The sequence below is a fragment of the Aeromonas sp. 130281 genome (assembly GCF_056642115.1).
In genome coordinates this window covers 1,420,641-1,445,720 of the sequence record NZ_JBWVQS010000001.1, presented here as the reverse complement: position 1 = coordinate 1,445,720, position 25,080 = coordinate 1,420,641, and the positions used below count along the sequence as shown (strand labels likewise).

The 25,080-nt window shown below is 64.6% G+C and carries 23 protein-coding genes and 1 pseudogene; 20 read left to right on the top strand and 4 right to left on the bottom strand.

Going from position 1 to position 25,080, the window contains the following annotated elements; genetic code table 11:
* Positions 1–39 precede the first annotated feature (39 nt).
* Positions 40–147, bottom strand: a pseudogene (locus AC1IN8_RS06505) (TrmH family RNA methyltransferase); the annotation flags it as partial.
* A gap of 111 nt (positions 148–258) precedes the next feature.
* On the bottom strand, positions 259–759 hold the full coding sequence (locus AC1IN8_RS06500) for an RNA methyltransferase (protein ID WP_479758409.1): 501 nt from the start codon (positions 757–759) through the stop codon (positions 259–261).
* Between the two features lie 313 nt (positions 760–1,072).
* Here AC1IN8_RS06500 and AC1IN8_RS06495 point away from each other — a divergent pair, with 313 nt between their 5' ends.
* The 10 genes from AC1IN8_RS06495 (at position 1,073) to AC1IN8_RS06450 (ending at position 13,818) form a co-directional block, all read left to right on the top strand.
* Positions 1,073–3,694, top strand: coding sequence for a nitrate reductase (locus AC1IN8_RS06495; RefSeq protein ID WP_479758408.1), 2,622 nt, complete (start codon positions 1,073–1,075; stop codon positions 3,692–3,694).
* 29 nt (positions 3,695–3,723) lie between these two features.
* Complete coding sequence (cobA, locus tag AC1IN8_RS06490; RefSeq protein WP_479758407.1) at positions 3,724–4,482, top strand: uroporphyrinogen-III C-methyltransferase; 759 nt, start codon at positions 3,724–3,726, stop codon at positions 4,480–4,482.
* Positions 4,483–4,606: 124 nt separating this feature from the next.
* On the top strand, positions 4,607–5,188 hold the full coding sequence (locus tag AC1IN8_RS06485) for an ANTAR domain-containing response regulator (RefSeq protein ID WP_479758406.1): 582 nt from the start codon (positions 4,607–4,609) through the stop codon (positions 5,186–5,188).
* 355 nt (positions 5,189–5,543) lie between these two features.
* Complete coding sequence (locus AC1IN8_RS06480; RefSeq protein WP_479758405.1) at positions 5,544–6,902, top strand: CmpA/NrtA family ABC transporter substrate-binding protein; 1,359 nt, start codon at positions 5,544–5,546, stop codon at positions 6,900–6,902.
* A 14-nt stretch (positions 6,903–6,916) separates the two neighbouring features.
* A complete protein-coding gene (locus AC1IN8_RS06475) occupies positions 6,917–7,861 on the top strand; it encodes an ABC transporter permease (RefSeq protein ID WP_429160211.1) in 945 nt (314 codons plus the stop codon).
* Positions 7,862–7,892: 31 nt separating this feature from the next.
* Entirely contained in the window at positions 7,893–8,714 is an 822-nt protein-coding gene (locus tag AC1IN8_RS06470) for an ABC transporter ATP-binding protein (RefSeq protein WP_479758404.1), read from the top strand.
* A gap of 27 nt (positions 8,715–8,741) precedes the next feature.
* Complete coding sequence (nirB, locus tag AC1IN8_RS06465) at positions 8,742–11,324, top strand: nitrite reductase large subunit NirB (protein ID WP_479758403.1); 2,583 nt, start codon at positions 8,742–8,744, stop codon at positions 11,322–11,324.
* Positions 11,321–11,680 (top strand): nitrite reductase small subunit NirD, encoded by a 360-nt coding sequence (nirD, locus tag AC1IN8_RS06460; RefSeq protein ID WP_319912668.1) that lies wholly within the window; start codon positions 11,321–11,323, stop codon positions 11,678–11,680. Before nirB ends, nirD begins: the two co-directional genes overlap by 4 nt.
* Before the next feature lie 144 nt (positions 11,681–11,824).
* Positions 11,825–12,916 carry a PfkB family carbohydrate kinase gene (locus tag AC1IN8_RS06455; protein ID WP_265435545.1) on the top strand — a complete coding sequence of 364 codons (1,092 nt, stop codon included), beginning with the start codon at positions 11,825–11,827 and terminating at the stop codon, positions 12,914–12,916.
* On the top strand, positions 12,910–13,818 hold the full coding sequence (locus AC1IN8_RS06450) for a pseudouridine-5'-phosphate glycosidase (protein ID WP_319916255.1): 909 nt from the start codon (positions 12,910–12,912) through the stop codon (positions 13,816–13,818). Before AC1IN8_RS06455 ends, AC1IN8_RS06450 begins: the two co-directional genes overlap by 7 nt.
* A 181-nt stretch (positions 13,819–13,999) precedes the next feature.
* Here the strand turns inward: AC1IN8_RS06450 and AC1IN8_RS06445 are convergent, their stop codons facing one another.
* Complete coding sequence (locus tag AC1IN8_RS06445) at positions 14,000–14,725, bottom strand: carbonic anhydrase (RefSeq protein WP_479758402.1); 726 nt, start codon at positions 14,723–14,725, stop codon at positions 14,000–14,002.
* Between the two features lie 448 nt (positions 14,726–15,173).
* Between AC1IN8_RS06445 and AC1IN8_RS06440 the strand changes: the two genes are divergently transcribed.
* The 3 genes from AC1IN8_RS06440 (at position 15,174) to AC1IN8_RS06430 (ending at position 17,738) form a co-directional block, all read left to right on the top strand.
* Positions 15,174–16,151, top strand: a complete 978-nt coding sequence (locus tag AC1IN8_RS06440; RefSeq protein ID WP_139437237.1) for a cytochrome-c peroxidase — start codon at positions 15,174–15,176, stop codon at positions 16,149–16,151.
* A gap of 243 nt (positions 16,152–16,394) precedes the next feature.
* Positions 16,395–17,150: a DNA/RNA non-specific endonuclease gene (locus tag AC1IN8_RS06435; RefSeq protein WP_479758401.1), complete on the top strand. Its 756-nt coding sequence runs from the start codon at positions 16,395–16,397 to the stop codon at positions 17,148–17,150.
* Positions 17,151–17,390: 240 nt separating this feature from the next.
* On the top strand, positions 17,391–17,738 hold the full coding sequence (locus AC1IN8_RS06430; RefSeq protein WP_241672794.1) for a DUF2541 family protein: 348 nt from the start codon (positions 17,391–17,393) through the stop codon (positions 17,736–17,738).
* 59 nt (positions 17,739–17,797) lie between these two features.
* On the opposite strand, the gene mog is transcribed toward AC1IN8_RS06430, so the two are convergent.
* Complete coding sequence (mog, locus tag AC1IN8_RS06425; RefSeq protein ID WP_479758399.1) at positions 17,798–18,328, bottom strand: molybdopterin adenylyltransferase; 531 nt, start codon at positions 18,326–18,328, stop codon at positions 17,798–17,800.
* A 403-nt stretch (positions 18,329–18,731) separates the two neighbouring features.
* Between mog and AC1IN8_RS06420 the strand changes: the two genes are divergently transcribed.
* From AC1IN8_RS06420 to proX, 7 genes are all read left to right on the top strand, one after another.
* Positions 18,732–19,070 (top strand): DUF3135 domain-containing protein, encoded by a 339-nt coding sequence (locus AC1IN8_RS06420; RefSeq protein WP_479758398.1) that lies wholly within the window; start codon positions 18,732–18,734, stop codon positions 19,068–19,070.
* 221 nt (positions 19,071–19,291) lie between these two features.
* Positions 19,292–20,104: a threonine/serine exporter family protein gene (locus AC1IN8_RS06415; RefSeq protein ID WP_139437247.1), complete on the top strand. Its 813-nt coding sequence runs from the start codon at positions 19,292–19,294 to the stop codon at positions 20,102–20,104.
* Positions 20,105–20,219: 115 nt separating this feature from the next.
* A complete protein-coding gene (locus AC1IN8_RS06410; protein ID WP_139437249.1) occupies positions 20,220–20,687 on the top strand; it encodes a threonine/serine exporter family protein in 468 nt (155 codons plus the stop codon).
* A gap of 24 nt (positions 20,688–20,711) precedes the next feature.
* Positions 20,712–21,206: a type 3 dihydrofolate reductase gene (folA, locus tag AC1IN8_RS06405; RefSeq protein WP_479758397.1), complete on the top strand. Its 495-nt coding sequence runs from the start codon at positions 20,712–20,714 to the stop codon at positions 21,204–21,206.
* A 462-nt stretch (positions 21,207–21,668) separates the two neighbouring features.
* A complete protein-coding gene (proV, locus tag AC1IN8_RS06400) occupies positions 21,669–22,865 on the top strand; it encodes a glycine betaine/L-proline ABC transporter ATP-binding protein ProV (protein WP_247625681.1) in 1,197 nt (398 codons plus the stop codon).
* Positions 22,862–24,013 (top strand): glycine betaine/L-proline ABC transporter permease ProW, encoded by a 1,152-nt coding sequence (gene proW / locus AC1IN8_RS06395; RefSeq protein WP_479758396.1) that lies wholly within the window; start codon positions 22,862–22,864, stop codon positions 24,011–24,013. Before proV ends, proW begins: the two co-directional genes overlap by 4 nt.
* The gene (gene proX, locus AC1IN8_RS06390; RefSeq protein WP_429108859.1) at positions 24,010–25,011 is read left to right on the top strand and encodes a glycine betaine/L-proline ABC transporter substrate-binding protein ProX; all 1,002 of its coding nucleotides are present in this window, start codon (positions 24,010–24,012) and stop codon (positions 25,009–25,011) included. The genes proW and proX overlap by 4 nt, the downstream gene beginning before the upstream one ends.
* Positions 25,012–25,080 lie beyond the last annotated feature (69 nt).

The following is a 25,080-nucleotide window of genomic DNA, read 5'->3' as shown; positions in this document are numbered from 1 at the left end:
TCCGGATCATCTTCTTGCTTGGCCTTCAGCCTTCAGCCCTCAGCCCTCAGCCCTCAGCGTCTTGGCCAGCCGGTCGTAGAGGATGACATTGACCGAGGCGGCCAGGTTCATGCAGCCATTGGCTGTGGTCACGTAGATCACCGTCTTGCTCAGCCTTCAGCCCTCAGCGTCTTGGCCAGCCGATCGTAGAGGATAACATTGACCGAGGCAGCGAGGTTCATGCAACCCTGAGGTGTGGTTACGTAGAACACCTGCTGCTTACTTGGTACGCAGCTGCTTGGCCAGCCGGTCGTAGAGGATGACATTGACCGAGGCCGCGAGGTTCATGCAGCCGTGAGTCGGTACATAGATCACCTCCTTCACCGCCGCGAAGCGGGCGGGCTCCAGGGTGCCATCCTCAGGGCCGAAGATGTAGAAGGCCCGCGCGGGGTGCTCGTAGTCCGGCAGGGAGGTGGCTCCCTCGATGAGATCCACCAGCACAGGGGTGCAGCCCTCGGGGACGAAGTCCAGCAGATCCTCGACCCCGAGCAGGGGGATCTTCTCCACCATCTGCTTGGTGTCGGTGGCAAAACGCCGTGCCAGCTCGAAGCGCTGACCCGTGTAGTAGACCTCTTTTGCCCCGTAGCAACCGGCGGCCCGCATCACGGCCCCCACGTTCTCCGGTGACTTGGGATTGACCAGCCCGATGGCGCAATACCCGGGGGCCGCATCCGGCCGCGCATCGACCCGCTGCGCGGCGTCGTAACCTGACTCTTTCATCTCGTTCTCCTCTGTGGCGGCGCATTATACCCCCGGCGCGCCCCTTGCCCAGCCTGTGGGCCGACTCCCGCCCGTCGGGCCCAACAAGGGAGCAGTTGCACCGCCCTGGCGCAGCCCTGCACCCTGGCGCCCAATGGCGGCGCACCTGGCATCCTGGCGCGGGGTTTGCAGTCCCTTCCCCATACAAGATGATCCAGGCTCATCCGGACAAAGGCGTCCGTCCCCGCAGGGGGCGGACGCTTTTTTTATGGGCCTGCCATCAGACGGGACAAGGGGCGGCCCCCGGGGGCTGCCGGCGACAAGGAGCGAGGGAATGAAGACCACCTGTGCCTATTGTGGAGTGGGATGTGGCATCCGGTTGAGCCGGGAGGGGGAGCGCTGGCAACTGCAGGGGGATGAAGATCATCCGGCCAACGGCGGCGCCCTGTGCGTCAAGGGGGCCAGCCTGCTGGAGAGCCTGGCCTTCCCCGATCGCCTGCTCTATCCGCGCTGGCTGGGGCAGCGCATCGGCTGGGAGGAGGCCCTGGACACTCTGGCGGAGCGCCTTGCCGCCATTCTGGCCGAATCCGGGCCACAAGCCATCGGCATCTATCTGTCTGGCCAGCTCACCACCGAGGATTACTACGTCGCCAACAAGTTGATGAAGGGGTACCTCGGCAGTGCCAACGTGGACACCAACTCCCGGCTCTGCATGTCGTCGGCGGTGGTGGCCCACCAGCGCGCCTTCGGGGAGGATCTGGTGCCCGCCTGTTACGAGGATCTGGAGCTCGCCGATCTGGTGGTGCTCACCGGTGCCAACACCGCCTGGACCCATCCCGTGCTGTTTCGCCGCCTGCAGCAGGCCAGGGCGCGGCGCCCCGAGCTCAAGCTGGTGGTGCTGGATCCCCGCCGCACCATGACGGCGGAGCAGGGGGATCTGCATCTGGCCCTCAAGCCCGGCAGCGACGTGGCGCTCTGGAACGGCCTGTGCCGTTATCTGCTCGACAGCGACGGCTGGGACCAGGCCTATGTGGCGCAGCACGTGAGCGGCTTCGAGGCGCTGGCGGCGGCGCTGGACGACCCCGCCTGGCAGCTGGACGAGGTGGCCCGCAGCTGCGGCCTCTCTCGCAGCGATCTGCTCGGCTTCTACCAGCTGTTTGCCCGCACCCCCAGGACGGTCACCCTGTTCTGCCAGGGGATAAACCAGTCCAACCAGGGGGTGGACAAGGCCAACGCCATCATCAACGCCCACTTGCTGTGCGGCCGCATCGGCAAGCCGGGGGCGGCCCCCTTCTCCATGACGGGGCAACCGAACGCCATGGGGGGGCGCGAAGTGAGTGGTCTGGCGACCCAGCTCGCCGCCCACATGGGCTTTGGCGAGGAAGAGTGCGATCGGGTGCAGCGCTTCTGGGGAAGCCCGACCATGGTGCGCGGGCCGGGGCACAAGGCGGTCGATTTGTTCGAGGCGGTGCACAGGGGGGAGATCCGCGCCCTCTGGGTGCTCGGCACCAACCCGGCGGTCTCCCTGCCGGACGGCAACCGGGTGCGCGAGGCCCTGAGCCGCTGCGAGCTGCTGGTGGTCTCCGAGGTGACGGCCAACACCGACACGGCGCGCCTCGCCCACCTGCTGCTGCCCGCCGCCGCCTGGGGGGAGAAGAGCGGCACAGTCACCAACTCCGAGCGCACCATCAGTCGCCAGCGCGCCTTCCTGCCCCTGCCGGGGGAGGCCAGACCCGACTGGTGGGCGCTGACCCGGCTCGCCCGCCGACTCGGCTTTGGCGAGGGGTTCGCCTATGAGCATGAGCACGAGATCTTCTGCGAGCACGCCGCCCTCTCCGGGTTTGAGAACGAGGGGGCCCGCCAATTCGACATCTCGGGGCTGGCCGGCCTCAGCCGCGCCGAATTCGAGGCGCTGGAACCCTTGAGCTGGCCCGTCAACGCCGACTGGCCCCGGGGCCGTGCCCGCTTGTTCGAGGACGGACGCTTCGCCACCCCGGATGGCCGGGCCCGCCTGCTGCCCCTGGCCCAGCACTTCCCCCCGCAGCCCGAGGCCGGGCCAGGGGAGGATCTCTCCCTGCTCCTCAACAGCGGCCGGCTGCGGGATCAGTGGCACACCATGACCCGCACCGGCCACGTGCCCAGGTTGCAGGAGGCCGAGCCCTGGCCCAGGGTGCGGGTGGGGGCCGCCAGCCTGCTGGCGCTCGGTGCCAGGGAGGGGGATCTGGTGCGTCTTCACAACGAGCTCGGGGAGGCCCTGCTGCTGGTGGGGCTGGACGAGGGGCTCAGGGAGGGGGAGGCCTTCCTGCCCATGCACTGGACCGACAGCCAGTGCAGCCAGGGGGCGGTCAACCGCCTCATCGCCGCCGTGGTGGATCCCCTCTGTGGCCAGCCCATGTTCAAGCAGGGGCGGGTGCAGGCCAGGGCGCAGCCCACCCGCTGGCAGGGGCTCTGGTGCGGCCGCCATGACTGGCGCGAGCCGGTGGACTGGTGGGCCAGGCGCCCCCTGCCCGAGGGCAACTGCACCCTGCTGGCTTCCTGGTCCGACAGCCCCCAGGGGCTGTGGCAGCGGTTGGGGTCGGAGGGGCACTGGCTGCGGCTGCCCCTGAAGGAGGGCTGGCTCGCCCTGGCCCTGGCCGGGGATCGCATCGAGGGCATCTTGCTGGTGGGGGAGCGGCGTCCTGACATCAAGGTGGATCTGCTGGCCAGCCTGCTCGGCACGCCGCTGCAGGCGGGGGCCCTGAGCCAGACCCTGAGTCTGGCCCTGGCCGGGGAGAGCCGGCTGGTCTGCTCCTGCCTGCGGGTGTCGGAGCAGCGCATCGTCGATGCCATCACCCGGCAGGGGGTGGGCGAGCTGGCGGGGCTGCAGGCCCTGCTCGGCTGCGGCAGCAACTGCGGTACCTGCCTGCCAGAGATCGACAAGCTGTTGATCAAGCATGTCTATATCGCCCAGGCCTGAGGTCTGGGCAGCAACACAAGGAGTGTGCGATGAGCCAAATCAGTCTGGTAGGAGCGGGCCCCGGGCCCCTCGAATTGTTGACCCTGCGCGCCCTGCAGCGCATAGAGGCGGCAGAGGTGGTGGTCTATGACCGCCTGGTGGGGAGCGAGATCCTGGCCCGGATCCCCCAGGGGGCTGCCCGCTTCGACGTGGGCAAGCGCTGCGGCGAGCCGAGCCCGACCCAGGAGGAGATCAACGCCCTGCTGCTGGCCCTGGCCCGCACCGGCAAGCGGGTGGTGCGCCTCAAGGGGGGGGATCCCCTGGTGTTCGGCCGGGGCGGGGAGGAGGCGCTGCACCTGGCCCGCCACGGCATAGAGGCCGAGCTGGTGCCCGGCATCACGGCGGCCCTGGGCTGCGCCGCCAGCACCCTGATCCCCCTGACCCACAGGGGATTGGCCCGCTCCCTGACCCTGGTGACGGGCCACCTGATGGACGAGGGGGACTATCGGGGCTGGCAGGGGCTGACCCGGGCCGGTCACACCCTGGTGTTCTACATGGGGCTGGAGCGGGCGGCCCAGATCCGGCAGGGGCTGCTGGCGGCGGGGGCATCCGGGGATCTGCCGGTGGCCCTGGTGGTGGCCGGGTGCAGTGCGCGCCAGCAGGTCCATCACGCCAGGCTGGAGGGACTGGAGCAGGCCGCCCGTACCCTGCTCGGCCAGAGCCCCGTGCTGATGATCATGGGGGAGGTGGTGAACCTTGGCGCCGAGCTGCAGGCCCTGCTGAACCAGACCATGGAGCGGGTGGCCTGAGCCGGTTTTCCCCTCTACCCCCACTACCTCCTGATGGATAAAAAGGAGGTAGATTCAAATAGTTGGCCTTCATGTTGCGGCATTTTCGGCAGACACGTTGCGATAGCCGTTGGCAAGGAGCGCCATGACTACTCTTCCCCGGGGCCAGGACGGCCCCCCCTCCCGCCTGCTGATCCACGCCGATGATCCGGGCCAGGCCAATCGCCTGGCCCTGCTGGTCAGCCACTACGGCCATCAGCCCAGGATACTCGACACCCGCCAGCTGCTGACCCCGATGGAGCAGGGGGACGCCCTGCTGGTCAGTTGCCGCCAGTTCGGCGCCGAGGTGCGCCTCGGCCTCTCCCTCTGGCCCGGCTTGCCGCGCCTCTTGTTCTGCGAGCGGCTGGGGGGCGACACCCAGCTCGCCCTGTTGCAGCAGGGGGTGCTGCTGGTGCCTCATCCTTGCGGCGAACGGGAGCCGGTGGAGCAGTGGCTGCGCCTCGCCCGCAGCCAGCTGGCTATGGTGAAGGCCCTGATGCAGACCGAGAGCGAGCTGCGCCAGAAGCTGGAGGAGCGGCGGCTCATCGAGCAGGCCAAGGGGCGCCTGATGCGCCATCAGGGGCTGGACGAGGAGCAGGCCTATCGCCTGATGCGCAGCACCGCCATGAGCCGCCACCTGAGCCTGGGGGAGCTGGCGCGGCAACTGCTGCAGGCATTGCCCGCCTGAGCGCCCCGCTGGCAAACCGTTTTGGTGCAATTGCGCCTAATTGAGGCAAGTGGGGGACAAAAGCAGGAAGACAAAGACCGGAAAAGGCCGTCCGATGCGGCTTGGACGAGCTGGCACGGAAAGTGAATAACAAAATAACAAGAAGACGAGTGCAATGAAGTGAAGAGACGCAGTGAGGGGCCAGATCGGCCACCTCGCTGCAACAGGGCAAAGAGGCCCCACCGATCCCGGATCGGTGGGGCTTTTTTTTGGTCGCAACACGCTGTCCGGGTCGCAGCGCTGCAACGAGGCAGCACAGCGATCCCCCGACGGCCTGGCGCGAATGCCCGGACCCTGAACCGAGCGAGGAGATGCAATGAAGGGACGACAAGGATGTGCGGGGCTGCTGCTGGCGGCGCTGTCGCTGCCGGTGCTGGCGGCTGTGGGTGCCCCCGAGCAGGAGGAGCTCAGGCTCGGCTTCATCAAGCTGACCGACATGGCGCCGCTGGCGGTGGCCTACGAGCGGGGCTACTTCGAGGATGAGGGGCTCTACGTGACCCTGGAAGCCCAGGCGAACTGGAAGATCCTGCTGGATCGGGTGATAGACGGCGAGCTGGACGGCGCCCAGATGCTGGCGGGCCAGCCCCTGGCGGCCCACATCGGCATCGGCACCCAGGCCGAGCTGGTGACGGCCTTTGCCATGGATCTCAACGGCAACGCCATCACGGTGGCCAACAGCGTCTGGGCCGCCATGGCGCCCCAATTGCCCAAGGCGAAGGCGGGCCAGGTGCCGCCCCCGGTGAGCGCCGCCGCCCTCAAGCCCGTGGTAGCGGAATACCGCCAGGGGGGCAAGCCGTTCAACATAGGGATGGTGTTCCCCGTTTCCCCCCACAACTACGAGCTGAGGTACTGGCTGGCGGCGGGCGGCCTGCACCCCGGCTTCTATGCCCCCCAACTCGGCGACAACTCGGGCCAGCGCCAGGCAGACGTGCTGCTGTCGGTGACGCCGCCGCCCCAGATGCCCGCCACCCTGGAGGCGGGCACCATAGCGGGCTACAGCGTGGGTGAGCCCTGGAACCAGCAGGCGGTCGCCAGGGGCATAGGGGTGCCCGTCATCACGGATCAGGAGATCTGGCGCAACAACCCGGAGAAGGTGTTCGGCGTCACCCGGCAGTGGGCCGAGCGTCACCCCAACACCCATATCCGGCTGGTGAAAGCGCTGCTGCGGGCGGCCTGGTGGCTGGATGCGGAGCAGAACGGCAACCGGCGCGAGGCGGCCAAACTCTTGGCCAAACCCGAGTACGTGGGGGCCGACGAGGCGGTGATCGCCAGCTCCATGACCGGCACCTTCGAGTACGCCAGGGGGGACAAGCGCCAGCTGCCTGACTTCAACGTCTTCTTCCGCCACCACGCCACCTATCCCTACTACTCCGACGCCATCTGGTATCTGACCCAGATGCGGCGCTGGGGCCAGATCCCCGAGGCCAGGCCGGACGCCTGGTTCGAGCAGGTGGCCAAGGCGGTCTATCAACCGGGCGTCTATCGCCAGGCCGCCGAGGCACTGATCGCCGAGGGCAAGCTCAAGGCCACGGACTTCCCGGACTTTGCCAGCGAGCAGGGCTATCGCGGCCCCCAGGATGGCTTCATCGACGGCCTCATCTATGACGGCCGCCACCCCAACGCCTATCTGCAGCAGTTCGCCATCGGCCTCAAGGGCGATGAGCGGGTGCAATGAGCGAGGAGAGCGCAATGAAACGACTTCAGTGGAAAATCATTGATTGGAAAACCCTGGTGCAGCCCCTGCTCGGCGTGCTGCTGTTCCTCGGCCTCTGGCAGTGGGGGGCGAGCCAGGTGCAGACCAGTCTGGGCACCCTGCCCGGGCCGCTCGCCACCGCCAGCCAGCTCTGGTCCCTGGGTCAGGAGCATCTGGCGGAGCGGGAGAAGGCGAGCGCCTTCCTCGAGCGCCAGCAGGTTCGCAACGCGGCAAGGCTGGCGGCGGATCCGGCGGCCGAGGTGAAGCTGCGCCCCTACACAGGGCGCCCCACCTTCTTCGATCAGATAGCCACCAGCCTGCTCACCGTGCTGTGCGGCTTCACTCTGGCGACCCTGATCGCCATCCCGTGCGGGGTGCTGCTCGGCATGAACCAGGGGCTCTATCGCGCCGCCAACCCGGTGATCCAGCTGCTCAAGCCGGTGTCGCCCCTGGCCTGGCTGCCCCTCATCACGCTGGTGGTGAGCGCTCTCTATGCAAACCCGAGCCCCTGGCTCGCCAAGTCCTTCCTCACCTCGGCCCTGACGGTGACCCTCTGCTCCCTCTGGCCGACCCTGATCAACACCGCGGTGGGGGTGGCGGGGCTGGATGGGGATCTGCACAACGTCAGCCGGGTGCTGCGACTGTCGTTTGTGACCCATGTGCGGCGCATCGTGCTGCCCGGGGCCCTGCCCATGATCTTCACCGGGTTGCGACTCTCCCTGGGGGTGGCCTGGATGGTGCTGATCGCGGCGGAGATGCTGGCCCAGAACCCCGGGCTCGGCAAGTTCGTGTGGGACGAGTTCCAGAGCGGCGGCTCGGCCTCCCTGGCCCGCATCATGGTGGCGGTGATCACCATAGGCCTCATCGGCTGCGCCCTGGACAGGGGCATGCTGGCCCTGCAGCAGTGGTTGTCCTGGGACAAGCGCCAGGTACTGCGTTAATCACATTCCTATTCAGGCAGGAGAAGAGCCAATGAAGAGTTATCTGCAGTTAAGCGACGTCGGCATCTCGTTCGAGACGGAGCAGGGCAGCTTCGAGGCCTTGAGCCGGGTCAACCTGCGCATCGAGAAGGGGGAGTTCGTCTCTCTCATCGGTCACTCGGGCTGCGGCAAGAGCACCGTCCTCAACCTGGTGGCCGGGCTGCTGGAGCCGACTCTCGGCGGCATCATCCTCGATGGCCGCGAGGTGGCGGGCCCGGGGCCGGAGCGGGCCATGGTGTTCCAGAATCACGCCCTGCTGCCCTGGCTCAGCGTCCAGCAGAACGTGGCGCTGGCGGTGGGCCAGGTGGAGTCTGACAAGCGGGCGGTGGCGGAGCGGGTGGACTACTACCTCTCCCTGGTGCAGATGGATCACGCCAGCCAGAAGATGCCCCATGAGCTGTCGGGGGGGATGAAGCAGCGGGTCGGGATCGCCCGCGCCCTGTCGCTCTCCCCCAAGGTGCTGCTGATGGACGAGCCGTTCGGCGCCCTCGACGCCCTGACTCGGGCCCATCTGCAGGATGCCCTGATGGCCATCCAGGCGGAGCTTGGCAACACCGTCATCATGATCACCCACGACGTGGACGAGGCGGTGCTGCTCTCCGATCGCATCGTCATGATGACCAATGGCCCCGCCGCCACCGTCGGGGAGATCCTGACCGTGGACTTGCCAAGGCCCAGAGACAGGGTCGCCCTAGCGGACGATGGTCACTATCACAAGCTGCGCCAGCAGGTGCTGCGCTTCCTCTACGAGAAGCAGCGCAAGGTGACCCCCCTCAAGGCGGCCGAGAAAGTGCGCAGCAAGCTGCGCGCCTGAGCCCAAACGGATTCAAGGAAGAGAGACATGACTGACAAAGAGCAACAGTGGGTGACAGGGGATGGCATGGGTCTGCTCGATCGCCAGAGCGCCGGATCCGCCAAACAGACCGCAAAGCAAAGGCTGCTGGTGGTAGGCAACGGCATGGTGGGCCATCACTTCGTCGAACAGCTGGTGGCGGCGGGCGGCCTCGATCGGTTCGAGGTGACGGTGTTCGGGGCCGAGCCTGACTCCGCCTACGACAGGGTGCACCTCTCCGAGGTGTTCGGCGGCAAGGCCCCGGAGGCGCTGCGCATGGCGGATCCCGCCTGGTATGAGGAGAACGGCATAACGCTGCGGCTGGGGGCCGAGGTGGAGGTGCTCGACCGGGCCGCCCGCACCCTGACCCTGGCCAACGGCGAGCAGTTCCCTTACGACCGTCTGGTGCTGGCGACCGGCTCGGTTCCCTTCGTGCCCCCCATCCCCGGCCATCAGCGGGAGGGGTGCTTCGTCTACCGCACCCTGGGGGATCTTGCCGCCATCCGCGATGCTTGCGCCCAGGCCCGCAGCGGCGTGGTCATAGGTGGCGGCCTGCTGGGGCTGGAGGCGGCCAACGCCCTGCGGCTGCTCGGCCTCAAGACCCAGGTGGTGGAGTTCGCCCCCAGGCTGATGCCGGTGCAGCTCGACGAGAGCGGTGGTGCCGTGCTGCGAGACAAGATCCAGGCTCTCGGGGTCGAGGTGCTGGTGGAGAGGGCCACCGAGTGCATAGAGCAGGGGGAGCAGGCACGCCACCGGCTGCGTTTCAAGGACGGTTCCCACCTTGAGACCGATGTCTTGTTGTTCTCGGCCGGCATCCGCCCCGCCGACGCCCTGGCCCGCCAATCCGGACTGGAGGTCGGGGAGCGCGGCGGCATCTGCATCGACGACGGCTGCCACAGCTCGGATCCTGCCATCCTCGCCATCGGCGAGTGTGCGCTCTGGCAGGGGCGCATCTTCGGCCTGGTGGCCCCCGGCTACCAGATGGCCCGGGCCGCCGTGGCCAGCCTGTGCGGTGGCGAGACCCGTTTTGTCGGGGCCGACATGTCCACCAAGCTCAAGCTGATGGGGGTGGACGTGGGCTCCATCGGCGATGCCCACGCCGCCACCGCCGGTGCCCAGGAGCTGCTGCTGCTGGACAGGGTCAAGGGCATCTACAAGAAGCTGGTGACCGACGGCGAGGGGAGCCGCCTGCTCGGCGCCATTCTGGTGGGGGACGGCGCCGACTATGAGCGGCTGCTGCAGTACTACCAGAACGGAGTGGCACTGCCCCAGCCGCCGCTCTCCCTGCTGGTGGGGGAGGCAGGCGCCGCCCCCGCACCCCTGGTGCTGCCGGACAGCGCCATCCTCTGCTCCTGCCACAACGTCAGCAAGGGGGAGGTGGTGGCCGCCGTTCGGGCGGGCAACCACGAGCTATCGGCGGTGAAGAGCTGCACCAAAGCGGGCACCGGCTGCGGCGGTTGCAGCAACCTGCTCAAGCAGGTGGTGGATCAGACCCTGACGGACCTCGGTGTGGAGGCGGACAAGGGGCTGTGCGAACACTTCGCCTACGGCCGCCAGGAGCTCTATCACCTGGCCCGGGTCGGCGAGCTGAAGAGCTTCGAGGCGCTGCGGGACAAGCACGGCCAGGGGCTGGGGTGTGACATCTGCAAGCCGACGGTGGCCTCCATCCTGGCGTCGCTGTGGAACGAGCACGTGCTGGAGAAGCCCCACCGCGCGTTGCAGGACACCAACGACGCCTTCCTCGCGAACCTGCAAAAGGACGGCACCTACTCTGTGGTGCCGCGCATCCCGGGGGGGGAGATCACCCCGGACGGCCTCATCACCATCGGGGAGGTGGCGCGCAAGTACGGCCTCTACACCAAGATCACCGGCGGCCAGCGCATCGACTTGTTCGGTGCCCGGGTCGACCAGCTGCCCGCCATCTGGGGCGAGCTGGTGGCGGCGGGGTTCGAGACCGGCCAGGCCTACGGCAAGTCGGTGCGCACCGTGAAGTCCTGTGTCGGCTCCACCTGGTGTCGTTACGGGGTGCAGGACTCCATGACCCTGACCCAGACCCTGGAGCACCGCTACAAGGGGCTGCGGGCGCCCCACAAGCTGAAGTTTGCGGTCTCCGGCTGCACCCGGGAGTGCGCCGAGGCCCAGAGCAAGGACATCGGCGTCATCGCCACCGAGCGGGGCTGGAACCTCTATGTGTGCGGCAACGGCGGCATGCGGCCGCGCCACGCCGACCTGTTCGCCACCGATCTCGACGAGCAGACCCTGATCCGCTACATCGACCGGCTGCTGATGTTCTATGTGCGCACCGGAGACAGGCTGCAGCGCACCTCGGTCTGGATGGAGAACATGGAAGGGGGGCTCGACTACCTCAAGTCGGTGATCATCGAGGACAGGCTCGGCATCGGTGCCGAGCTGGAGGCCATGATGGGGGAGATAGTCGGCACCTGGCAGTGCGAGTGGAAGAGTACCTTGGCGGATCCGGACAAGCTCAAGTTGTTCGAGGCCTTCGTCAACCGGCCCGAGGACCAGACGCCGCCGCGCCGTGAGGAGCGGGGGCAATGGGTGCCGGATATCGCTATCAAGGAGGTGGTATGAGCGACATAAAAGAAGAGACCTTGCAGTCAGCGACCGGGGCCTGGCATCGGGTGTGCGAGCTGGCGGCGCTGCCGGAGCAGGCCGGGCGCAGCGCCTGGCTGAATGGGCGGGTGCTGGCGCTGTTTCGCCTCGGGGAGCATGTCTATGCCCTGGACGGGGTGGATCCCCTGGCCGGGGTGGCGGTGCTGGGGCGCGGCCTGGTGGGGGATGCCGGGGGCGAGCCCGTGGTCGCCTCGCCCCTCTACAAGCAGCGCTACGCCCTGATGGACGGTCGCTGCCTGGATGATCCGGCCCTGAGTGTCGCCTGCTGGCCGGTGCGGCTGGAGGGGAGCGAGGTCTGGGTAAAGCTGGGTTGAGTGGCATCATCTGAAAACCGTTTTTCTATCACCGGGCTTGCCCGGTGATTTTTTGTGGCTGACCCGACATTTCTTGCACGAGAGGATGGCGGGAAAACGTTTTTCGGAAATAATGGACAAACGTTTATAACTGGATGTTTGTCTATGACGGAACGTGAACAGGAGATCCTCGCCCTGCTGCGACAGGATCCCATGATTGCCCAGCAGGAGCTGGCAGACAGACTGGGTATCAGCCGCTCGGCGCTGGCGAGCCACATCTCCAGCCTGATGCGCCAGGGCTATGTGCAGGGGCGAGGCTATGTGCTGCGCGAAGGCCCCTATGCCGTGGTGATCGGCGGTGCCAACATGGATATCTGCGGCTGCAGTCACGACAACCTGCGCATCGGCGACTCCAACCCGGGTCGGGTGCGCACCTCCGCCGGCGGGGTGGGGCGCAACATCGCCGAGAACCTGGCGCGGCTCGGCACCGACACCCGGCTGCTGACCGCAGTGGGCAACGATCAGTACGGCCATCACCTGCTGGAGGTGAGCCAGCGCGCCGGGGTCGACGTGCGCCAGGTGCTGGTGCTGGAGGGGCAGGCGACCTCCTGCTACCTCAGCCTGCACGATGGCAGCGGCGAGATGAGCTGCGCCGTCAACGACATGGGCATCATCGACGAGCTGACTCCGGCCAGGCTCACCCCCTTGAGCGGTTTTCTGCAGGCGGCGCGGCTCTGGGTGCTCGACACCAACCTCGCCACCCACACCCTGGACTGGCTGTTCGAGCGCCAGGGTGAGCACATCATCTTCGTCGATACCGTCTCTGTGGCCAAGGTGGAGAAGATCCGCCCCTGGCTGCACCGCATCCACACCCTCAAGCCCAACCGCAGCGAGGCGGAGCAGCTGTGTGGCTTCCGCATCGCCGGGCCAGATACCTGGCCCATGGCGGCGGCCTGGTTCCACCGCGCCGGGGTGCAGCGTCTGTTCCTGAGCCTCGGCGATCAGGGGATCTTCTACAGCGACGGGGCGTGCCAGGGCCATCTGCCCGTGCTCGGCAGCCCTGTCGTCAACGTGACCGGCGGCGGCGATGCCTTCATGGCAGGGCTTGCCCACGCCTGGTTGCTGGAGCAGGGCATCATGGAGGCGACCCGATTCGCCCTCGGCTGCGCCGCCCTTACCGTCAATTGTTCCGATACCGTCTTTTCCGGCCTATCCAAGGCCGCCGTTGAACGCATGCTGGAGGAGTACCCATGTTGAACGCTTACCTCGATATCCAACCTGTCGTCGCCGAAGCCCTGGCCGCCGGTAAACCCGTCGTTGCCCTGGAGTCCACCATCATCTCCCACGGCATGCCCTATCCGCAGAACGTGGAGACGGCGCGCCAGGTGGAGCAGGTGGTGCGGGACAACGGCGCCGTGCCGGCTACCATCGCCATCATCGATGGCCGCCTCAAGGTGGGTCTGGATGAGGGGGCCCTGGAGGCGCTGGGCCGGGCCGGCCACGCCGCCACCAAGTGCAGCCGTCGCGACATCCCCTTCGTGCTGGCCAACAAGGGTCTGGGGGCGACCACAGTCGCCTCCACCATGATCATCGCCGCCATGGCGGGGATCCGGGTGTTCGCCACCGGCGGCATCGGCGGCGTGCACCGCGGCGCCCAGGAGACCTTCGACATCTCCGCCGACCTGCAGGAATTTGCCCAGACCCCGGTGGCCGTGGTCTGTGCCGGCGCCAAGTCCATCCTCGACATCGGTCTGACCCTGGAGTACCTGGAGACCCAGGGGGTGCCGGTCATCGGCTACCAGACCGAGGAGCTGCCCGCCTTCTACACCCGGGAGAGCGGCTTCAAGGTGGATTACCGCCTCGACACCCCGGCGGCCATCGCCGAGGCGCTGCGCCTCAAGTGGGAGCTGGGGCTGGCCGGTGGCGCCGTGGTGGCGAACCCCATCCCGACCGAGTTTGCCATGCCCAAGGCGGACATAGACGCGGCCATTGCCCAGGCGCTGCGGGAAGCGGACGAGCAGGGGGTCAAGGGCAAGGAGTCCACCCCCTTCCTGCTGGCCCGGGTGTGCGAGCTGACCGGCGGCAACTCCCTGGCGGCGAACATCCAGTTGGTGCTGAACAACGCGGCCCTGGGGGCAAAGATTGCCGCCAGCCTGTAACGGTCAGTCCGGGTGTGCGAGCTGACCGGGTGTGACTCCCTGGCGGCGAACATCCAGCTGGTGCTGAACAACGCGGCTCTGGGGGAAAAGATTGCCGCCAGCCTGTAACGGTAGGTGAATGAACGCAAAAAGAGGGCCAGAAGGCCCTCTTTCTATTGCGCAAATCGGTGAGATAACCCCCTTATTGCAGCACCTGACGCCCGTTGAGGGGCTGGACTGGCCTGTTGTTGGGGTGGTGCATCACCGCCTTGAAGGCGTCGATCTGGGCCTGGCTCACCTGCACCGGCTGCTTCATCACCAGCCAGCGCACCCCTTCCGAGCAGGGCGGCGTGGTCAGGGAGCCGCTGAAGCGGTAGTAGTCGCGCTGGGCGGGCAGCAGTTGCTCCGCCGAGATCGGTTCCTTGAAGGCGTGGATCTCTCCCGCCTTGGCTGGCAGGGTTTGCCAGGCCTGGCTCAGGGCCGGGTTGGCGCTGCCCGGCTCGAACATCACGGCGACCACCGCCAGCTCACCCTTGGCGTTGGCATGCACCAAATGTCCCTCAAGCGGATAGGATCTGCCCTCGATGAGGTTTTCGCTGGGGGCGTGGAAGTGGAACTGCTTGAGCTCGAAGCGCATGCCATCGAGCTCCAGGCTGCTGCCGGGGGCATAGTTGACCTGCACCGTGTGGCCGTTGTTGACCAGCGTCTTGCCGCCCGGCAGGTAGTGGAACTGCAACGGCGCCAGCTCGGCCTCCACCAGACCCGAGAGGTTGACCGGCGACTGGTTGCTGCCGGCGCACTGGCCATATTCCGGGGTCAGGCTGGCCCATTTCGCCGGGCCGCCCTCGCCGCTGTATTCCCAGTGCACTGTGGCAGCGAAGGCGGCGGGGCAGAGCAGCAGGGCACCGGCCAGCAGGGACTTTTTCATCATATATCCTTATCTTGATTGAAAAGCACAACCATTCGCCTCCTTAATAAGTGAAGGAGTGACAAATGGCATCGTCTGAAATAAGGGGAACAGCGGTTCAGACCGGCTTATTTATTATGGGTGGCGACAGCTGCTCATATTTATGATGCATATTAAATGGATCTAATTAACGGACGGTCGCCACTGCATATTGAATAATCGCTTTATTCAATGACAGCAATCTAATTAATGGGCTGTCGTTGCTGATGAATTAGCTCATAATTCATTCATCGAAATTCAGCTTGTTTTTACCTCGCAAGTCCCCGCCGTTATTCCGTCTGAAATAAATCAATCCATTGTTTTTGTTGTGGTTTTTTATGACTGGCATTGATCTTGGGCAAATAAAAGACAGCCTTTCCCGGGCAGGCTGAGGCTGCGATTGTTCGCAGACTCAAGGGAGAGAAAAAAGATGAATAAATATTGTCTGCTACTGGCACTGGCCTTGCCCGGGATGGGGTGGGCGAGTGAACCGATACAAGCGGTCGAGGCCGCCAGGGCGAAAGACCCGGCGAAAGTCGAGCTGGGCAAGATGCTGTTCTTCGAGCCTAGACTGTCAAAATCCAATGCCATCTCCTGCAACTCCTGCCACAACCTGGCAACCGGCGGGGTGGATAATCAGGTCAGCTCCCTCGGCCACAAGTGGAAGGAGGGACCGATCAACTCCCCGACCGTGCTCAACTCCAGCCTCAACTTCGTGCAGTTCTGGGATGGCCGCGCCAAGGATCTCAAGGAGCAGGCGGCCGGGCCCATCGAGAACCCGCTGGAGATGGCCTTCACCCACAAGCTGGCGGTGGGCACCCTGCACACCCTGCCCGAGTACCGCGCCCGCTTCGATGCCGTCTATGGCAAGGCAGACTTCGGCATAGATGAAGTCACCGATGCCATCGCCGCCTTCGAGGAGACCCTGATCACCCCCAACGCGCCGTTCGATCGCTGGCTGAAGGGGGACGGCAAGGCGCTGACGGCGCAGCAACTGAAGGGGTACCAGCTGTTCAAGGAGAAGGGCTGCACCGCCTGCCACAACGGGGTCGCCATAGGTGGCAACTCCTTCCAGAAGATGGGATTGGTGAAGCACTACCAGACCGACAACCCGGCCCAGGGGCGTGGCGCCGTGACCGGCGAGTCGCAGCTCATCGGCTGGTTCAAGGTGCCCACCCTGCGCAACATAGAGCTGACCTACCCCTACTTCCACGACGGCGCCGTCTGGGATCTCAAGGAGGCGGTGCAGATCATGGCGGACATCCAGCTCGGCCAGCGCCTGAGCGAGCAGGAGGCCGACGACATGACCGCCTACCTCAAGAGCCTGACCGGGGAGCAGCCGCAGATAGTGCTGCCGATCCTGCCGCCGTCCCGGCCCGATACCCCAAGGCCTGAGGTGAAGAGCTGAGCAGTACGATAAGCGCAGCGGAGCCGGTGGCTCCGCTTTTTGTCTGCCTATCTATCTGATAACCAAGTCAAAGTCCTTTTCCTGTCACAGGGAGGGAGGGATGGCAATCCCCCAGCTGGCGACAGGGATTTCACCGATCTGCCGCCCCCCTCACATTTCCGAATTGCTCGCTATTTGTGCGATTGCCTTGCTCGTCCGACCTGGTGTCAAATCACTCCGCCTAACACAAGGAGTGGCATAATGATGAATAATATCAATAAATTAGTTCTGGCTATCGGATTTACTCTCAGCGCTTTCCCGACCCTGGCGGCGGGCTTCCAGTGCAAGGATCACGTCACCCTGGGGGTGCCAGGTCAATCCAGTCAGCTGTTGTGCCGGGAGGGCTATGCCGCCGGTTACAACTATGACACCAAGGTCTCTGACTGGGTCTCCTACCGGATGACGGCGGCCAGCGCCCAGGGGCAGGTGCCGCGCAAGGATGCCTTCGCCGAGGACAAGGAGGTGCCGGTGCAGTACCGCGCCACTCTGGCGGACTACAAGGGCTCGGGCTTTGATCGCGGCCATCAGGCGCCCGCGGCGGACATGCGCACCAGCGCCACCACCATGAAGCAGAGCTTCCTGCTGACCAACATGACGCCGCAGTTGCCGGCACTCAATCAGGGGGCCTGGCGCATCCTGGAGGAGAAGACCCGGCAGTGGGCCATCGCCTATGAGAATGTCCAGGTGATCACGGGCCCCATCTTCACCAACTCCGATGGCGCCATCGGCAACGGCGTGACTGTGCCCCACGCCTACTACAGGGTGGTGATGGATGTGGCCAATCAGGAAGCCATCGCCTTCATCCTGCCCCAGGAGAATGTGTCGGCCAGCAAGCTTGCGGACTACATAGTGACGGTGGATGCGGTGGAGGAGCAGACCGGGCTCGATTTCTTCACCGCACTGCCGGATGAGCCGGAAGAGGCCATGGAGTCACAGCTGATGACCATGTGGGGCAACTAGTCTCCCCGGAGGTGATGACGGGGGCCTGAGCCCCCGCCATCACAGGCCCGGCGCCTGAGGTGCCATCGCCTGTATGAGCCTCGCCTGGCTATTGTCTTGCCCCCTGGTACAGCTCCAGTACAGCTTGGGTTTGGCTATGGACCCTTATCATGCCCCCTTTTTTCAGGAGGCATAATGTCAGGTCTGTTTTCACTTCATCTCTCATCCCCCTTTACTCGCGCCTTGCGCATCCTGGTGCCGATGGCGCTGCTCGGCGGGGTGGTGTCCCCGGCCATGGCCGACGATGAATTTCGGCTGGGTAACACCCTACTGCTGGGGGTAGGCGATCACCCAGCCATTATCCCTATCATCATCTGCCGACCGGCCAGGTCCATCATGGTCAAGGCGGGGCGGGAGCTGACCCTGGACAGGGTCAAGGTGATCTACGGCAATGACCGCAGCAAGACGCTGCACTTTGACAAGGGCCTGAAAGAGGATCAGGAGTCGGGCTGGAAGTCCCTCGGCAGCCGGGTCTGCATCAAGCGGATCGAGGTCTATGGCAATTCGGAAGGGAGCAAGGCGGGGGTCAAGGTGTACGGCCGCAAATAGGGCGGAAATAACGGTGGCCGGGGAGACCCGGCCACCGTGTTCATGTTCTGGGGAATGCCTTATTTCTTGGGTCTGAACGGCTTGATGACGGCTTCGTCGCACTCGAGATAGGGGCCGTCCATCAGGTCGATGCAGTAGGGAATGGCGGGGAAGACCGCATCCAGGCACTCGCGGATGGACTTGGGCTTGCCCGGCAGGTTGACGATGAGGGAGGTGCCGCGCAGGCCGGCGGTCTGGCGTGACAAAATGGCGGTGGGCACGAACTTGAGGGACTCGGCCCGCATCAGCTCGCCAAAGCCCGGCATCATGCGATCGCACACGGCTTCGGTGGCTTCCGGTGTCACATCCCGCCTGGCCGGCCCTGTGCCGCCCGTGGTGACGATGAGGCAGCATGACTCCTCATCCGCCAGTCGAACCAGGGTCGCCTCGATCTGATCCTGCTCATCCGGGATCACCTGATAGACGGGCTCCCACTCCGAGGTCAGATAGGCGTTCAGGGTGTCGATGATGGCCTTGCCGGAGAGATCTTCATAGATGCCCGCGCTGGCGCGATCGCTGACGGTGACGATACCGATTCTTGCCTTGCTCATGCTCAACCCTTGGTCATTGGAAAAAGTGGTAAATAAAATAACATAATCAGTGAGATATGTTAAACCACCGGCTCGGGTACGAGATGGAAAGGCGTAAATTGAGAGTCGAACGAAAAGCAGATTTATTCGCTATCGATGAATAGGGAATAAGAAGAGCCATAAAAGCCTTTAAAATTTATAAAAAAAGTGACGCATGTGACATCACGATAATTTCATGAATCCTAAAGAATAAATCTCTCCTCTCGCCCAATATCCGCCAGCTGGATGAAAAAGTGGACTCCTGTGGCTCGGAGTCGACTGACCCAAAATCCCCACTATCTTATATAACCTTCCTGTGGACGGCGAAATGATGTGCCGGGCGTGGTCGTACCGAGATGTGCGGGGAGTCTGGCCAGGAGGGGATATGGAGCTGCCAGATTTTGATACGCTCAAACACTGGGCCCTGGCCGAGCCGGAGCGGCTCGATGCCTTGCTGCACCAGCAGATAGAGGCGCTGATCGCCCAGGTGGGGCCGGATCAGCAGCGAAGGTTGCGGGGCCTGCAGTTTCGCATCGATTGCCAGCGCCGCCTGGCCAGGAACAACCTCGACAGCTGCATCCGGATTGCCAACATGATGCACGACTCCGTCTATGCCATGCGCCGTCACATGCTTCACCTGCAGGAGGAGTCACTGGCGCAAGCCGAAGAGAGCCTGCCGCCAGACAATGTGATAGTGCTGGCGGATCATCCGAGGATTAAATAATTTATTGGCCGCCATCCTGTACCGTTATTTTCAATATTTCCTTCGGCGCAAACCACCCAATGTTAATAAACAGGGTGGTTTGTTTTTTATTTGCTGCAAACCCCAGTCGCGCACTCATTTAATTCCATGACGGCCCGCTAAATCCACAGATATGGATGAAGGAATATAACGCTTGGGGTAATATCTCGGCACAATTCATCTTGCTACGACTCTAAGGGATTATGAGAAGTATCACTCCAAGAAGGGTGCTGTCGCGGGAGCAACAGACAGAGATCACCCGGATCATCGTCAAGGTGGGCCAGTTGCTGGCCCAGCATGGTGCCGAGGGGCGCATCATAGAGCAGACCACGGTCCGGCTCGGGTTGGCGCTGGGGCTGGAGAGCGTCGAGATGGCCATCTCCGCCAGCGCCATAGTGCTCACCAGCCTCTATCAGGGGAGTTGCGTCACCACCACCCGCCGGGTGCGGGATCAGGGGATCAACATGCAGGTGGTGTGCGAGGTCCAGCGCATCTGCATCCTGGCGGAGAAGGAGCTGATCGGTGTACGGGAGGTGCGCCAGCGGCTCGACGGCATAGTGCCGTTCCATTATCACCCCTGGCTGGTGGTGCCCATGGTGGGGCTCTCCTGTGGCGCCTTCAGCGTGCTGTTCGGCGGCGACTGGCCCATCTTCCTGGTGACCTTCGTCGCCTCTTCGGTGGCGATGCGAGTGCGCCAGCTGATGGCTCGCCATCACCACAGCCCGCTCATCAACTTCGCCGCGACCGGCTTCGTCGCCACCCTGATCGCCTCCTGCGCCACCTACTTCCAGTGGGGAGACCAGCCCTATCTCGCCATGGCGGCCAGCGTCTTGCTGCTGGTGCCGGGTTTCCCGCTCATCAACGCGGTCTCCGACATGGTGAAGGGCTACTTCAACCTGGGGCTGGCCCGCTGGGGCATGGCGACCCTGCTCACCATCAGCGCCGTCATCGGCATAGTGCTGGCCATGTCGGTCACCGGGATCTGGGGCTGGAAGCTGTGGTGGAACTCCATATGAGATGCAATGACACTACCCGCTCCCGGAGCGGGACAATCGGGCTTTGCCTCTGTGCCGCGAGCTTGAACCCTGGGCCGGCGCCTTGCCCGGTCGCCTTGGCGGGAGGGACGCAGCCATGATGGAACTGCTCTTGCTGCTGGCCAGGGATGCGTTCTGGTCTGCCATGCCGGCGGTCGGCTTCGCCATGTTGTTCAACGTGCCGCCGAGGATGCTGAAGTATTGCGCCATGGGGGGCGCCCTGGCCCACAGCCTGCGCACCCTGCTCATTCATTACGGCATGCCCATCGAGTGGGCCACCCTGGCGGCGTCCACCACGGTGGGCTTTGTCTGCGTCTACTGGTCGAAGCGCCTGCTGGCACCGCGTCCCGTGTTCAGCGTCGCCTCCATCATCCCCATGATCCCAGGTGCCTATGCGTTCAAGACCATGATCGCCGTGGTGGAGCTCAACATCTCGGGGGTGACCACAGAGCTTATCCACCACGCTGTGACCAACGGCCTCAAGGTGCTCTTTATCGTGGGGGCCCTCAGTTTCGGTTTGGCGATCCCCTCCCTGGTCGTGTACCGTAACCGGCCCATTGTCTGAGACAGGCTGCAAGAGGCTGAACCCATGCACATTTCCATGATTGCCGCCATGGCGCACGATCGCGTGATTGGCCTGGACAACCAGATGCCCTGGCATCTGCCCGCCGATCTGGCCCACTTCAAGCGGGTGACCCTCGGCAAGCCGGTGCTGATGGGGCGCAAGACCTTCGAGTCCATAGGTCGCCCGCTGCCCGGGCGCCGCAATCTGGTGATCAGCCGCAATCCCGACTATCGCGCAGAAGGGGTGGAGGTGGTCGATTCGGTGGAGGCCGCGCTCGCCTTGCTGGCAAGCGGCGAGAAAGTGGATGAGCTGATGGTCATTGGGGGCGGCTATCTTTATGAACAGCTGCTGCCCAAGGCGGATTGCCTCTATCTGACCCGGATCGATCTGGCGGTGGCAGGGGACACCCGCTTCCCCGCCTTCGACGAGAGCGACTGGGTGCGCACCGAGAGCGATCCCCATCAGCCCGACGAGAAGAACCCTTATCCTTACTGCTTCGAAACCTGGCGGCGACGCTAGTCCCTCCCGTCGGCAAGGCCCCTCCACAGCGAGGGGCTTTTTTTGCGACCTTGCCGCCGCGCCCCGCATCGGTTCCTGCTCCGCTCACCCCTCTCCTGAACTCTCCCCTGCACAGGGATTAAATATGGTTAGCTCTGTAATCATTTCATGAGTGCCGATGGAGGTATCCTCTGCCCGGGAACCACCCTCATTCATGCCTCTCACTCGCTTGATTTTACTCATTAAATGGATGTGGTATGGACTCTTTATGCAGTTTATTCATATTTTCCCGATCTTTTTCGGTCATCTGTTGAATTTTTGTTGCTTTAAATAAGTGATAAAAATCATATGCTTATGACTTGGCTCGTCATGGCGGACTCTTACGGTTCTTTTGTTTTGGCTCAAAATTACTTAGTGTTAAAAGTAATTGGTGCGCGTTCGGCAGCAGGAACAGCAAGATGCCGGCCATAAAAAAAGGACAGTATGACAGTCAAACTCGAAGTGAAATCGCTCTATAAAATCTTCGGAGAACATCCGGAAAAAGCGTTCAAATTGCTGGCGAAAGGGCACGACCGCGCCAGCATACTGCAAAAGACCGGGCAGACCCTGGGGGTCCAGGATGTCAATCTGGCCATCCAGGAGGGGGAGATCTTCGTGGTGATGGGCCTCTCCGGCTCGGGCAAATCCACCCTGGTGCGTCTCTTCAACCGGCTGATAGAGCCGACCCGCGGCCAGGTGCTGATCGACGGCGAGGACATAGCCGCCATCTCGGAGCGCGAACTGCGCCAGGTGCGGCGCAAGAAGATCAGCATGGTGTTCCAGTCCTTCGCCCTGATGCCGCACCTGAGCGTGCTGGAAAACACCGCCTTCGGGCTGGAGTTGGCCGGGGTGCCCCTGGCGGAGCGCCAGCAGAGCGCCCGTCAGGCGCTCCACCAGGTGGGGTTGGGGCCGTGGATCGACGCCTTCCCCGATGCCCTCTCCGGCGGCATGAAGCAGCGGGTCGGGCTGGCCCGGGCGCTCGCCAACGACCCCGATATCCTGCTGATGGACGAGGCCTTCTCGGCGCTGGATCCCCTGATCCGCACCGAGATGCAGGACGAGCTGCTCAAGCTGCAGGCCAGCCAGCAGCGCACCATCGTCTTCATCTCCCACGATCTGGACGAGGCGATGCGCATCGGCGATCGCATCGCCATCATGCAGGATGGCCAGCTGGTGCAGGTGGGTACCCCGGACGAGATCCTGAACCAGCCCGCCAACGACTATGTGCGCGCCTTCTTTCGCGGGGTGGATCTCGCCAACGTCTTCAGCGCCCGGGATGTGGCCAGCCGCAAGCAGACCCCCCTCATCAAGAAGCACACCACGGACGGGCCGGGCAACGCCCTGCGCCAGCTCAAGGAGCTGGAGCGGGAGTATGGCTACGTGGTGGATCGCAGCCGCCGCTTCCTCGGGGTCGTCTCGGTCGAGTCGCTCGGCCGGGCGGTCCGTGACAAGGGGAGCCTGGAGCAGGCGCTGCTGGCGGACATCCAGCCCATACTGGCGGACACCTCCCTCAACGAACTCATCAGCCAGGTGGCCGCTGCACCCTGTCAGGTGCCCGTGGTCGAGGAGGATGGCACCTATCTGGGACTCATCTCCAAGGCCAATCTGCTCAACACCCTGGACAGGAGTACCCCGGTATGAATCTCAACCACTTTAAGCGTCTGCTGACCGGCTTGCTGGCGCTGTTGCTATTGACCAGCACTCCCGCCTGGGCCGACGAGGCACAGGCCGATCCCTGGGGGGCTGCTGCCACCACCACGCCAGCCGAGGATCCCTGGGGCAGTACGGCCACAGAGGCGGCAGACTGGCAGAGCCAGATCGCAGCGGTCGACAACAGTGCCGCCGTCGACTGGCTGGATCCCTTCCAGCAGGCCCTGGTGCCGCTGGATAGCTGGGTCGAGGGGGGCATCGGCTGGCTGGTGGAGAACCTGCGCCCTGTGTTCCAGCTGATCCGCGCGCCAGTGGAGCTGGCCCTGGGGGCCATGACCCAGCTGCTGCAGACGGTGCCCTCCACCCTGATGATGGGGCTGCTGACCCTGATCGCCTGGCAACTGGTGGGTGGGCGCATGGCACTCGGCACGCTCGCGTCCCTTGTCGGGATAGGCCTTATCGGGGCCTGGTCCGATGCCATGGTGACCCTCTCCCTGGTGCTGACCTCGCTCTTCTTCTGCGTGCTGATAGGCTTGCCGGTGGGCATCTTGCTGGCCCGCAGCGAGCGGCTCTCCACCTGGACCCGGCCGCTGCTGGACGCCATGCAGACCACTCCGGCCTTCGTCTACCTCATTCCCATCGTCATGCTGTTTGGCATAGGCAACGTGCCCGGGGTAGTGGTGACCGTCATCTTCGCGCTGCCCCCCATGATCCGCCTCACCATGCTGGGCATTCGCCAGGTGCCCGCCGATCTGGTGGAGGCGGCCCACTCGTTCGGCGCCAGCCCCTCCCAGCTGCTGTTCAAGGTACAGCTGCCGCTCGCCATGCCCACCATCATGGCCGGGGTCAACCAGACCTTGATGCTGGCGCTCTCCATGGTGGTGATCGCCTCCATGATCGCGGTCGGCGGTCTGGGGCAGATGGTGCTGCGCGGCATAGGCCGCCTCGACATGGGGCTCGCCTCCATCGGCGGCCTCGGCATAGTGCTGCTGGCCATCGTCCTCGACCGACTGACCCAGGCGATGGGGCAGCCGGATCGCAGCCGGGTCGGCCGCTGGCATCAGCGCGGCCCCGTCGCCCTGCTGCTGCGTCTGTGTGGCCGCGGCAAATCCCTCGATTACCAAGGAGTTAAAGCATGAAACAGATCACCAAAGGATTGACCCTGAGCACCCTGCTGCTGAGTTCCCTCGCCATGGCCAGCGCCGAGTTGCCGGGGGAGGGGGTCAAGGTGCAGCCCCTGCAGAGCTCCTTGCCGGAGGAGGCCTTCCAGAGCCTGCTGGTCAGCAAGCTGATGGGGCGCCTCGGCTACGAGGTACAGCCCGCCCAGGAGGTGGACTACAACGTGGCCTACGCCTCGGTGGCGCAGGGGGACGGCACCTTCCTCGCCTTCAACTGGATACCGCTGCAGGACAACAAGTACCAGCAGGCGGGGGGGGACAAGGTGTTCTTCCGTCAGGGCACCTATGTGGCCGGTGCCGCCCAGGGGTACCTCATCGACAAGAAGACGGCGGCCCAATACGGCATCACCAACCTGGGCCAGCTCAAGGATCCCAGGCTGGCGGCCCTGTTCGACGGCGATGGCGACGGCAAGGCCGACCTGGTGGGCTGCAACCCGGGCTGGGGCTGTGAGGGAGCCATCAACCATCACCTGGACGAGTTCGGCCTGACCCCCACGGTGACCCACAAGCAGGGCAACTACGCGGCCCTGATCGCCGATACCCTGGCCCGTTACCAGGCCGGCAAGCCGGTGCTCTACTACACCTGGACCCCCTACTGGCTCAGCAGCGAGCTGGTGCCGGGCAAGGATGTGGTGTGGCTGGAGGTGCCCGCCGATGCCCCTGATGGGGACAAGACCCGGCTGCCGAACGGCAAGAACTACGGCTTTGCGGTGAACACCATGCACATAGTCGCCAACAAGCAGTTTGCCGAGGCCAACCCGGCGGCCGCCAAGCTCTTCTCCATCGTCAAGCTGCCGCTGAACGACATCAACATCCAGAACGGCCTGATGAACAAGGGCCAGAACAAGCCGGCGGATGTGGAGCGCCACGCCGACGCCTGGCTCAAGGGACACGAGGCCCTGGTCAATGACTGGCTGACCCAGGCGCGCGCCGCAGCGCAAGAGCAGTCTGCGGGCTAAACCCCGCCTCGGCCCAGTCCATGGATGTCAGCAAGCAAAACGCCCGGCCATTGCCGGGCGTTTTTTTAT